12 protein-coding genes are annotated in these 11,802 nt (G+C 38.8%); 6 read left to right on the plus strand and 6 right to left on the minus strand.

Annotated elements, in window-relative coordinates; all coding sequences use genetic code 11:
• The 3 genes from H5968_RS23360 to H5968_RS23370 form a co-directional block, all read right to left on the minus strand.
• The coding region (locus tag H5968_RS23360) for a helix-turn-helix domain-containing protein (RefSeq protein WP_187041849.1) at positions 1-250 on the minus strand (250 nt) is incomplete at its 3' end.
• 664 nt (positions 251-914) lie between these two features.
• The gene (gene glyA, locus H5968_RS23365; RefSeq protein WP_187041850.1) at positions 915-2,198 is read right to left on the minus strand and encodes a serine hydroxymethyltransferase; all 1,284 of its coding nucleotides are present in this window, start codon (positions 2,196-2,198) and stop codon (positions 915-917) included.
• Between the two features lie 143 nt (positions 2,199-2,341).
• On the minus strand, positions 2,342-3,610 hold the full coding sequence (locus H5968_RS23370) for an RNA-guided endonuclease TnpB family protein (RefSeq protein ID WP_187041851.1): 1,269 nt from the start codon (positions 3,608-3,610) through the stop codon (positions 2,342-2,344).
• Positions 3,611-3,996: 386 nt separating this feature from the next.
• Here H5968_RS23370 and H5968_RS23375 point away from each other — a divergent pair, with 386 nt between their 5' ends.
• Both H5968_RS23375 and H5968_RS23380 read left to right on the plus strand, forming a co-directional pair.
• Complete coding sequence (locus H5968_RS23375; RefSeq protein ID WP_096569375.1) at positions 3,997-4,194, plus strand: hypothetical protein; 198 nt, start codon at positions 3,997-3,999, stop codon at positions 4,192-4,194.
• A gap of 108 nt (positions 4,195-4,302) precedes the next feature.
• Positions 4,303-4,782, plus strand: a complete 480-nt coding sequence (locus H5968_RS23380) for a Tic20 family protein (protein ID WP_187041852.1) — start codon at positions 4,303-4,305, stop codon at positions 4,780-4,782.
• Between the two features lie 85 nt (positions 4,783-4,867).
• On the opposite strand, the gene H5968_RS23385 is transcribed toward H5968_RS23380, so the two are convergent.
• A complete protein-coding gene (locus tag H5968_RS23385) occupies positions 4,868-5,641 on the minus strand; it encodes a fumarylacetoacetate hydrolase family protein (RefSeq protein WP_187041853.1) in 774 nt (257 codons plus the stop codon).
• Between the two features lie 183 nt (positions 5,642-5,824).
• Between H5968_RS23385 and rpsF the strand changes: the two genes are divergently transcribed.
• A complete protein-coding gene (gene rpsF / locus H5968_RS23390) occupies positions 5,825-6,151 on the plus strand; it encodes a 30S ribosomal protein S6 (RefSeq protein WP_096569384.1) in 327 nt (108 codons plus the stop codon).
• A 363-nt stretch (positions 6,152-6,514) separates the two neighbouring features.
• The gene (locus tag H5968_RS23395) at positions 6,515-7,075 is read left to right on the plus strand and encodes an Npun_F5560 family protein (RefSeq protein ID WP_096569387.1); all 561 of its coding nucleotides are present in this window, start codon (positions 6,515-6,517) and stop codon (positions 7,073-7,075) included.
• Between the two features lie 690 nt (positions 7,076-7,765).
• Here H5968_RS23395 and H5968_RS23400 read toward each other — a convergent pair.
• Positions 7,766-8,119 (minus strand): STAS domain-containing protein, encoded by a 354-nt coding sequence (locus H5968_RS23400; protein WP_187041854.1) that lies wholly within the window; start codon positions 8,117-8,119, stop codon positions 7,766-7,768.
• Positions 8,120-8,673: 554 nt separating this feature from the next.
• On the opposite strand from H5968_RS23400, the gene H5968_RS23405 reads away from it, so the two are divergent.
• Positions 8,674-9,300 (plus strand): DedA family protein, encoded by a 627-nt coding sequence (locus tag H5968_RS23405; RefSeq protein ID WP_187041855.1) that lies wholly within the window; start codon positions 8,674-8,676, stop codon positions 9,298-9,300.
• Between the two features lie 113 nt (positions 9,301-9,413).
• Here the strand turns inward: H5968_RS23405 and H5968_RS23410 are convergent, their stop codons facing one another.
• A complete protein-coding gene (locus tag H5968_RS23410; RefSeq protein WP_187041856.1) occupies positions 9,414-10,607 on the minus strand; it encodes an argininosuccinate synthase in 1,194 nt (397 codons plus the stop codon).
• A 190-nt stretch (positions 10,608-10,797) separates the two neighbouring features.
• Here H5968_RS23410 and H5968_RS23415 point away from each other — a divergent pair, with 190 nt between their 5' ends.
• A complete protein-coding gene (locus tag H5968_RS23415) occupies positions 10,798-11,685 on the plus strand; it encodes an alpha/beta fold hydrolase (RefSeq protein WP_187041857.1) in 888 nt (295 codons plus the stop codon).
• Positions 11,686-11,802 lie beyond the last annotated feature (117 nt).

An 11,802-nucleotide genomic window follows, 5' to 3' on the forward strand; every position in this document is an offset into this window, starting at 1 on the left:
AACTATCAAAGGCGTATTGAGTGATTTTCTGACAAATACCTTTTTCTTTAATCCATGCCAATTCAGGTTTTACATGATTATTAAAGAATTTTTTGAGGATGTATTTGTTTGGCTTTAATCCATCTTTGTACAAATAAGCCCAAGTCCCTAAACCCCAATTATAGGTAAACCTTGCTATACCAGCGTGTTTAGCCATTAATATTTCTTGAGTTTTATTTAACTTGAGTTGTGTTTTGATGGATAAAAGCATTTGCTGATGTCAACACTATACTTTATTATTTAATTCTGACACATTTTGCCTAATTTTTTAGTCAACTTATTCCATGTATACGTCAAATACTTGTAGTTTTGTATGTACTTGTATAGGTTTGTCTAGTAAATTGTCAACTTAGGACAAGCTCTTAACAGTCTATGGTGTAAATGGCTATGTCCATCAGTAATCTAGGGTAATTTACAGTCAATACTGTTTGGTTAAGAGTTTTTGTAGGTTGTGTTGAACAAAGTGAAACCCAACAAACGCTTGTAAAAGTTGGGTTTCGTTCCTCAACCCAACCTACATGATTTATATCTTATTAGTTGAGTGAAAAGTATTGAATTTACAGTAGACATCTCCAGAAAAGAAATTATGGAACCTATTTATGGGGGCAGGTCGAAGCATTTGGGATATCTAGATGTCTGATTTTTCCGTTAAATTATCGCCCATAAGCTTCGCCCCTACAACTTATGACACCTACAACTTATGACAAATTAATACATTCTATTTTGGAGATGTCTAGTTACTAGCCGATACAATTAAGATCCTCTATCACCCTAAAGGTTGGAGCGGTATTGACGTTGTAGCCTAGTCATCCCAAGACTGCACCAGCTAAAGCAGTTGCGATTAGGGCTGCTTCTGGTTGGTGCATGAATGCTTTTTAAGCTAGAACTGGTACGGGAATTTCTAGGTGAGGATACAGGGGAAAGCGATCGCACAATGCTGCGACTCGACGACGGCAATCTTCTGCTACTGTTTTAGAATCTGGGGAAAGTAGGCGATCGCTAATAATATTACCAATTTCTGTAAATTCTGCCACTCCTAAACCTCTTGTGGTCATGGCTGGTGAACCTAATCTCAATCCACTGGTAACAAATGGTGATTCTGGATCAAAAGGCACTGTATTTTTGTTAGCGGTGATATTTACCTCACTCACTAACCTATCTGCTTTTTTACCTGTCATACCCACAGAACGTAAATCTACTAGCATTAAATGATTATCTGTACCATCTGATACTAATTTTAAACCTCTATTTTGCAGTTGGGTAGCTAAAGCACGAGCATTTTCAATCACGTGACCAGAATAAGTTGTAAACTCAGGTTTCAATGCTTCCCCAAAGGCTACAGCTTTACCTGCTATGACGTGTTCTAATGGTCCACCTTGAGTACCAGGAAATACTGATTTATCAAACTTTTTCCCAAGTTCTTCATCACGAGTTAAAATCAATCCGCCTCTAGGTCCACGTAAGGTTTTATGGGTGGTTGTTGTCACTACATCACAATAGGGAAGGGGGTTAGGATGATGCCCTGTAGCTACTAACCCAGCAATGTGAGCAATATCCGCAAGCAGGTAAGCGCCAACTTCATCTGCAATACTGCGGAATTTTTCAAAGTCTATGATCCGGGGATAGGCTGAATAACCGCAAATTAACAGCTTTGGACGTTCTTTAATTGCTAAATCCCGAATTTGATCATAATCAAGCTGTTCTGTCTCTTTGCTAACTCCATAGTGACGCACTTGGAACCATTTGCCGGAAACATTCACTGGTGAACCGTGGGTTAGGTGTCCACCGTGTGATAGGTCCATGCCCATAATTTTATCCCCTGGTTCTAGCAAAGTAAGGAATACAGCAAAGTTGGCTTGTGCGCCAGAATGGGGTTGAACGTTAGCATGAGCAGCACCAAATAATTGTTTAGCTCTGTCAATGGCTATTTGTTCAATTTTGTCAACAAATTCACAACCACCATAGTAGCGTTTACCTGGTAAACCTTCGGCGTATTTGTTGGTTAAGACAGAACCTTGCGCCGCTAGTACAGCAGCGGAAGTAAAATTTTCACTAGCTATCAATTCTAGGTGATCACGTTGCCGTTGTAGTTCTTGGTTGATTAAGTCGTTAACAGCAGGATCTGATGATTTGAGAATGTCTGAGTTGGTTTTGTTCACGGGAATTATCCTTTGATAAACTGGTAAAACTGAAGGTTTTGTTGGCAGTGCAGCACTGTAATAACAGCGTTATAACTGTTATTTTAATTGCCTTTGAATTTTGACTTCATTATTTAAGCTAAAGGAATTGATACTCCCCACGGCTAAAAGCCGGGGGATTCTTGAATAGTCCACAAACGAACCTTCAACGGTGCTATCAAAGACACCCTACTGATTCCACTGAGGTCTAGACCTAGTTTTATCGCTACTTTAACTAAAATATTAGCTGCTCCGTTAGCATCAGCATTTAATAAAATATTTTTTGCTGTTCTGAATAATCCACGATTCACACGCTTTCCTGATGATTGCCACCCTTCCGGTTTTGCACAAAATGTAGGTAGCACATCACCATCTAAAAATGAAGCTTTTGAAGTATATGATTCCTCTGTTTCTACAAATTGAATTTTATATTGGTTGCATAATTGCTCAATACGTTTTTTTAATTTAGCTGATGGAATTTGAACAAACTTTTGATTATTAAGTTTTCCCATATCAGTGTTATCTTTTTGTTTTTTATTCCACCCAAATACAATTGTGCCAATGTTGTTAGTTAAGCAATGATTAATTACCAATCTTGCAGCTTTATTAACGGCATCCCTGGCTTGACGATTGCGTTTTTCAGTGATGTGGGCTAATTTCTCATTCCAGAATCCTTGAGTTTTATTTTCTTTAATGGTAGCAATCCGTTTGTTGTACCATTGATTCATTGATTTTAAATGCTTTCCATCAATAATAAAACTTGTTCCAATATTAGAAATGCAAGTTAACCAATTATTTATGCCGTGGTCTATCCCTAATGCTCTAGACTTATCTAGAGCAACCGCAACATCAGGCTGCTTGTACACATATTCGATGTAAAAACACTTGTTTCTCGGTAAAATCCTCAATTCTTTAATGCTTTTAAACTCGATATTTGACGGCATTGGCAAGTAAAAAGCATCTAATCCAAACCACGTTTTTACTTTAGTGCCAAGAGGAAACCTTAAAAGCCCTTCTTGGAGTTTTACATCTGCTTTTGGATAAGTAACTAAAGCTAGTCCACCTTTCCGATACCCAGGGAGCTTAGGGCGTTGCTCAACTGTTCCTTCTTTAATTCCTTTAAGTAATCCGATGAATGAATTAAAAGATTCTGCAACTGTAGTTAAACATTGTTGAGCAACGTGTGAATACATTGCTTGAAAATGGACGTTGCTTTTAAATAATTTATGCAAATCGTATTTTCCAGGTATCCTGCCAGTTTTAAAATACAATTGTCTTGCGTAATAAGTTCCGCAATTAGCAAGTTTAGCTGATTCTCCACACAAAAATTCCAGAATAGCAGCTAAATTTTCATCAGGATTGATTAAGTGTTGTTGGCATCCATAATTAGACATTTTTCTGATTTTCGATATTGTCCTGTATAATAGCATGAAGTTTTAATACAGATTGGATGAATTATTCTATACAATTTTGAATGTGGCTAAAGCCAATCAATCGCTTTAATGCGACTAAAGTCGCTATCGACTTATCCCCATGTCTAAAAGCCTGGGGCTTGCGTCTCGTTTCAGGGTCAATATTTTCATGTATCAACCAAGGGTTTGTAAATTTCATCTGTGGGATTTTACCTATAATTAACTAGAAAAATATTCGTATTAATTTTGACTAAGAACAATTAATATCCAAAATATATAATATACAATCAAACTAGATGCAGTGAGCAAAAATTTGCTATTTTTTGCGATTGTACCTTGATGCCAAAAGGAGCGATGGAGGTATTGCGATGTTAGTTATTGTAACGGATGATCAAATCTTTGCCCCTGAGCAAGTTTGCCAATCTTGTTGGCTTGCTAACAATAGCGGTAAACCCCGTTGGTATGAGGGTAAGCTGCGTTGTGGTCAAGCTATTCGCCAATTTACAGAACAGCAAGCAGAGCAGTTTGAGTGTATGATGGGTTTCCGACTCGCCAATATAAAATAATCTAATAAAATAATCTAATAAAATAATCTAATTTATCAGCAATATCAAGCAACTGCGTTATCATAACGCTCAAATAGCTATAAAAATTTAGCCATAGGAGAATTGACCATGAATTGGCGCGGATCTACTACTGTTCCTGATCGAATTTTTGCTTGTTTGCCTTATTTACTGCCTTTGATTGACAGTTTAATCTTTGGTAGCTTTTTGTTGAGACAGTTTCCATTCTTAGAAGTGCTGTTGTTGCCTGTTTTACCAGTTCAAGCAGTTTATAATGCCTTGGGTCCGATAGGCCAAATAGTTGTGTTTTTTGGACTGTTCATCTTTGTGGTGAGAAATGAGAAAATCAACCATTTTATTCGGTACAACGCCATGCAGGCAATTCTTTTAGATATTGTGATATTTTTGGTTTCCATACTGCTGCGAATTTTAACTCCTATCCCTGGTGCTGGCTTTGCAATTGAAACTTTAGCCAATACTATCTTTTTAGGTATAGTGGCATCTGTTGTCTATTCTGTATTCCAGTCTTTAAATGGCCGTTATGCAGAAATACCAGCCATTTCTGATGCTGTTTATATGCAGGTGCGTTAGGTTAAATACCAATTTTAGATTTTGGATTTTGGATTTTGGATTAACAGTTTTGAAGATCAGCTGTTCCCAAAATCTCAAACAATAATTATCGTCGGATAACTATGTTTTCCAGGCGGCCAATACCTTCGATTTCCACACGGACGCGATCGCCTATATTTAATGGTCCTACGCCAAAGGGTGTACCTGTTAGCACCACATCCCCTGGTAATAGTGTCATTACTTGACTGATATAGGACACTAAATGATCTGGGGAAAATACCATTTGATCAATACAGGCAGATTGGACGGGATGAGGTTGATCATTCAAAAAGGTTTGTAATCTCGCTCCTGGGTTCAATTCTCGCACAATCCAAGGACCTAAAGGGCAAAATGTATCAAAACCTTTGGCTCTTGTCCACTGGGCATCTTTTTTTTGTAAATCTCTGGCTGTGACATCATTGGCAATGGTGTAACCCCAAATTTTGCTTTGGGCTGCCTCTGGTGTACAGTCAGAGGTGCGATCGCCTATCACTAACGCTAACTCGCCTTCATAGTCTACCCGTTGTGACTGTGGAGGATATTTGATTTCCATTTCTGAGGCGATCACTGTGGTGGGTGGTTTGAAGAAAATCAGCGGTTCATCGGGTACGGAAGTTCCCATTTCTGCTGCATGATCAGCATAATTCTTACCTACGGCTACAATTTTAGAAGGTGAACAGGGAGCTAGGAGTCTGTATTTGTCCGGTTCTAAAATTAAATCAGTGGGTTGCCCTTCTAACCAAGGTGGAGCGTCCAAAACTTCCACGTTTAGGGATAATTGCAGCAAACCATAGTAAATTTTTCCTTCTTGACTCTTAACTCGCACATAGCGTTGCGCCATAACTTTGATTAATATCCTTAGAGATGCAAATTTCGGCGGATGAGGCTGATGATTTTCATCGAAAACTGGTAAGATTATAATTCCTTGTTGCTTCCGATGTTGATTTTGACCAGTAACTCATCTGTTTTACTTGTATAAATCTATGTCAGCAGCCTTTTTTGTCCATAAGGTGACTAAAAATATATGACCACAGTTTACGAGACAATGTACATTCTCCGCCCTGATTTGGGAGATGAGCAGGTAGAACAAGCGGTTACTAAATACCAGAACTTGTTAACTGAACAGGGTGCTGAGAATCTGGAAATCCAAAATCGGGGTAAGCGTCGTCTGGCTTATGAAATCAACAGGCATCGTGACGGCATCTACATCCAATTTAACTACACAGCCCCAGCAGGTGCGATCGCTCCTTTTGAACGTGCTATGAGATTGAGCGAAGAAGTAATTCGCTACTTAACAATCAAGCAGGAAATAAAAGAAGACAAGTCAGCTAAAGAAACTGTAGCTGCTTAAAAAGTGCTGAGTGAGGAATTCTTCGGGGATTCCTCCCATTTAGAAAAATTTACGTATTCTAACAGTTGTCAATTGCTCCTAATTGCGATATGTTTTGAATCAAATCATGAGGTAAGTGTTTTTTTCATACATATAGAGTATAGGAAAGGACACTATAATAAATATAGGACTTACGCAAGATGTGACTGAAAACCTTATTCTTGCGTAGGGGTAATTCATGAATTACCCCTACTTTCGTTTCCTTTTGCGTAAGTCCTGAAATATTTAAAAATATTTAAAAAATATTTGAAAAATATTTTATTGCTGTCCCTAGCACTTACCAAAGTTAATATTGTCGCAGTTATTCCTAAGAGATAAATCGCTGTGAGCCAATCTAACACACCCGAAATCCAAGCACTTTCTACTGAAGTATCGCAGTTGCGTCAAGAGTTGCAACTAAGAGACCAATTAGTGCAACAGCTATCTCAAGAACTGTTCCGGCTGGTTAAGGGTAATACTAGCTTTATTCCGCAAAAAGCTGAACCTGAGTATGATTTGAGTCAGTTAGATGCTTTAAAAGAACAACTCCAAGCGGTGGAAGAGCAAGTAACCTTCTACCAAGAGCAAATTGCCTCTCGTGACTCGGAAATTTACCAATTACGACAGTCAGTTCAAGAATTGACTGATCGCAGTCGGATGTTAGAGCAAGTAGTACAAGAATTACCACAAATTTACCGTCGTAAGTTTGAGGAAAGAATGACTCCAGTCAGAGAGAAAGTGGCAATGTTACAAAGAGAAAATCGGCAATTACAAGCTGAACTACAAAGTGTAAGTTATCGGTTAGCACTCAAAACTCGCCACTCAAGTCATAGTGGTATTGATTTACCAAATTTTTCTAGTCCTATATCTGGACAGGAAAATATATCTACTCCGCAAAATGTTTAGACGGATATGGTAATGTAGAAATTTATATTCAGATTAATTGTCTGATTAATTATCTTTTTAAAGCAAGTAGTTTATTGCTAAAATTAATTGCTCTTCGGACTAGGCTGAAGGGATAATTTTTAATTAGGGTTGCTGAAAAAGTTATTTAAGGAGTTTCTTTGATTTGGAAATTTTCCCAACACTAACAAAGTGGCAGCTTTTTTAGGCTCACAGTACCTACGGGTTGCTGAATAAACTCAAAACCTGGATGAATAAAGAGTTTGAGGGTGATAACAAATAAAATATGTGCAAGGTTTTGGAAGCTATGAGTAGGAAAGCCTTGTACTTTGTTGGTTTTTACCTCGTTTGAAAATACAAAAAACTCCTTGATATCCTTGAACTCCTGACTCCTTGAAATCCTTAATTTTCTAGGTTTTACGTTTATTCAACATCCCCTATTTATCTTTTTTCTGACTCCTGACTCCTGACTCCTGACTCCTGCTGTATCTTCAATTTTTCTCAGGTTTTATCAATTTGTATCGCCTAGCGGCCAAACCTCTAGTCAACCTGGTAATATTTTGCAGATGCAATAGAGGTTCAGCTTGCTAGAGCGAGAATTTAAAGGGTGATTATATCCAGTAATGTTCTGTCAATATGACAAGCGAAAAAATATTCTTAAATTGGCTATTTTCCCTCAGAAAAGCCGAGAATTTAGCCTACTGTCACCAGACTTTGCTTATTGAGATGAGAAAATATATCTTCGCAATTGTTAACTATCTCAAACACTGAATCTAGGTGAGTAAGTTCCAATACTAATCTTACAGGAGCTTGCACGTTGCAAAGAACTAAGCGACAACCGCTTTCGCGTACAGCTTTCAGTGCTTGAACTAGGGGAACTAAACCAGAGCTATCCATGAATTCAACTTCTGCGAGATCGATAACCCAGAGTTGATCAGGTTGAGGTTTTACTCCAGCCATCTTTTCACTCAAGGCCTTACCAACCTGTAAGTCTATGCTTCCTTGGGGTTTGAACAAAATCACTTGGCGTTCTTGTGTAAGAGTCATGAATTTAACTGGGTAGTTGAACAGGGCAGTTGAAATGTTCAGAAAATGGAAATTATATCAATCAAGATTGAGTGTCAACAGTGTAAATACTGTTTTTTTAGTCAGATAGGACTTAATGCAATTATAGTCGATATCTATGGAACTGCTACAGGAATCATGACAAACGAGAGTATAAAATTTGATAGATATTTCCAATATAGTCATAAATGACTGTAGATTTCGGTAGCCAATTTAACTGTTATTATTTTCTTATAATTTGTGTGTATTTTTATAACTTTTTAATAATTACATTTCAAAAATGTACATAATATCATGTCTATTTCTATAGTTATCATATATTTACGTGCAGGAAATAGGGAAGAAAACAATTGTTATTACAAGAAATTAACCTGAAATTATAAGTAGAAGGAATTGAAAAAACCGAATGGTGAAAAGCAATGATCAGGTTTTTGTCATTATCAACGTCAATAATCAATTACCAATTATTTGACAGCCTAACTCCAGACAAGCCAAAATATAGTAAAAGTAAAAATTTGTAAAGTCGGCGGTGCTGGATGTCTTTTGAGCTATTTTCACTAGAAAACATCCAAGAATTTGCTCAATCTTACGGTTATTGGGCTATTTTTTTGGGAATTTTGCTAGAGAATTTGGGCATTCCTCTTCCTGGTGAAACCGTGACTTTAGTGGGCGGTTTCCTAGCTGGTAGTGATGAGCTTAATTACTGGCTGGTTCTGGGTGATGCTGTTACAGGTGCTGTAATAGGCGGTACTTTCGGCTATTGGATTGGTAGGGTTGGTGGTTGGCCGTTCCTGTTACAAGTGGGAAAGATATTCCGCATATCTGAAACCCGACTGCTGAGTATTAAAGATCAATTTAGTGAAAATGCTGCTAAAGCCGTATTTTTTGGTCGTTTTTTCGCATTATTGAGAATTTTTGCGGCTCCACTTGCGGGTATTGCCGAAATGTCTTTTGGTAAATTCCTGGTATATAACTTAGCAGGAGCTTCTGCCTGGGCTGGTGTCATGGTGACTTTAGCTTTCTTTGCCGGCAGAATTGTTTCCCTAGAACAATTAGTAGCTTGGGTAAGTCAATTTGCAATTTTGGCGTTACTTATTCTAGTTGCTGTGATTGTTATACCTATTTGGTGGGAATCACGCCAAGTTAAGCATTTGGGGGAATAGGTGATTGGTGATTGGTGATTGGTAATTGGTAATTGGGAAAATACAAATAATTTTCCCCCTGCTCCCTGCTCCCTGCTCCCCTGCTTCTTCCCCAGTCCCCAGTCCCCAGTCACTTAAGACTGCGCCCAAATGCGGGTTGGTAGTCCCCAGACGTAAATAAAGCCTTCTGCGGCTTTGTGATCAAATTGATCTTCTGCTCCGTAGGTGGCTAAGTCGGGAGTATAAAGGGTGTTATCGCTCCAACGTCCTACTATGGTGGCGTTACCTTTAAACAGTTTTAACCGCACAACACCCGAAACTTTTTCCTGTGTTTGTTGAATAAAAGCATCAACAGCGGCTTTAAGTGGACTGTACCAAAGTCCGTTGTATACTAATTTGGTATAGGTTTCTTCAATACCCCGTTTGTATTGAGTAACATCTGCTGTTAAAGTCAGGCTTTCTAAATCACGATGGGCATTAATTAACACCACCATTGCTGGTGATTCGTAAATTTCCCGTGATTTAATGCCTACTAGGCGGTTTTCAATCATGTCAATACGCCCAATACCGTGATTGCCAACGATGGTATTGAGTTCTTGAATTAGCTGAACTGGTGTTTTTGATGTACCGTTGATGGTGGTGGGAATGCCTTTTTCAAAGCCAATTTCCAGATATTCCGGTTCATTGGGAGTATCAGCTATGGCTTTAGTCATTTCATAAATTTCTTCTGGGGGTTCGTTAGCTGGATCTTCCAAAGTACCAGCTTCGATACTGCGACCAAGTAAATTTTTGTCAATACTGAAGGGAGAGGATTTTTTTACGGGTGCAGGAATACCAAACTGCTCACCATAAGCAATAGTTTCTTCCCGACTCATTCCCCATTCTCTGGCAGGTGCAAGAATTTTTAAGTTGGGGTTTAGTGCTGTACAGGAAACATCAAAACGTACTTGATCATTACCTTTACCAGTACAACCGTGAGCGATCGCATCCGCACCATATTTTTCGGCTGTTTCTACTAATACCTTAGCAATCAAAGGTCTAGCTAATGCAGTTCCTAAAGGATAACGATTTTCATAGAGTGCATTGGCTTGAATTGCGGGAAATGCGTAATCTTGGACAAAGCTATCTTTGACATCCGCTACTAGAGATTCACTTGCACCAGATTTTAAAGCTTTTTCTCGTACTGGTTCTAATTCATCTCCCTGACCTAAATCTGCTGCTAGGGTGATTACCTCTTCAACTCCCCATTCTTCTTTAAGGTAGGGGATGCAAACAGAAGTATCTACTCCACCAGAATATGCTAAGACAACCTTTTTGGCGCGACCCATTAGTTTCTCCACTTAGGAAAACAAACAATGAGTCATTATTATATCTAAACTTAACCATGTATAGTTTTTTTATGCAACAACCATTGTCATGGAAAGCTGTTAATTAACCTCACTACCTAGTCAGGATATGAGGAGTTGAGAAGACTGCTATCCTGAAAATGAATTATGAATTATGAATTATAAACTGCCCATGACAACTTCTACAGATGTATTTACCTCCATCAAAACCTGGCTTTGGCAAGGCTTCCCCATCTGTTATCAAACCCAAGGCACTCAAGGACCTGCTGTGATTTTGGTGCATGGCTTTGGAGCATCTTGCGGACACTGGCGCAAAAATATACCAGTTTTAGCAGAAAGTTGTCGGGTTTATGCCCTTGATTTGATTGGTTTTGGTGCTTCAGCTAAACCAGAACCAGGAGAGAAAATAACCTATACATTGGAAACCTGGGGACAGCAAGTAGCTGATTTTTGTCGGGAAGTAGTGGGAGAACCTGCATTTTTAGTAGGAAATTCTATTGGTTGTATTGTAGCTATGCAAGCTGCGGTCAGTAACCCAGATATAGCTTTAGGAACTGCTTTGCTGAATTGTTCTCTCAGGTTGTTACACGATCGCAAACGGCTAACTTTACCTTGGACTAAACGAGTTGGTGCGCCAATTTTACAAAAGTTTTTATCAATTGAAGTTGTTGGTAACTTCTTTTTTAGTCAACTAGCTAAACCAAAAACAGTAAAAAAGATTCTTTTACAAGCTTATGCCAATGGGGAGACAGTGACAGATGAGTTAGTAGAGATGCTAATGAAACCAGCAGGTGATCCTGGTGCTGCGGCTGTTTTTCTAGCATTTACAGCTTATTCTACCGGACCATTACCAGAAGACCTATTACCTGTACTACCCTGTCCAGCAATTATTTTATGGGGAACGGCTGACCCTTGGGAACCAATAGATTTGGGTAGGGAGTTAGCCAATTTTCCCCAAGTACAAAAATTTATTCCCCTGGAAGGAGTGGGACATTGCCCCCAAGATGAAGCTCCTGAACTGGTAAATCCAATTTTACAAGATTGGATTGGCAAAACTTAATTTTTGGATTTTTCCAGAACACTACCACCATTGACGATGATGGTGATGTCCTTTATGCCAGGGACGACCCCAGTATCCCCAGCCCGGTCCACCCCAGCCCGGTCCACCCCAACCGGG

It is taken from the genome of Sphaerospermopsis sp. LEGE 00249 (genome assembly GCF_014299995.1).
GTDB lineage: Bacteria > Cyanobacteriota > Cyanobacteriia > Cyanobacteriales > Nostocaceae > Sphaerospermopsis > Sphaerospermopsis kisseleviana.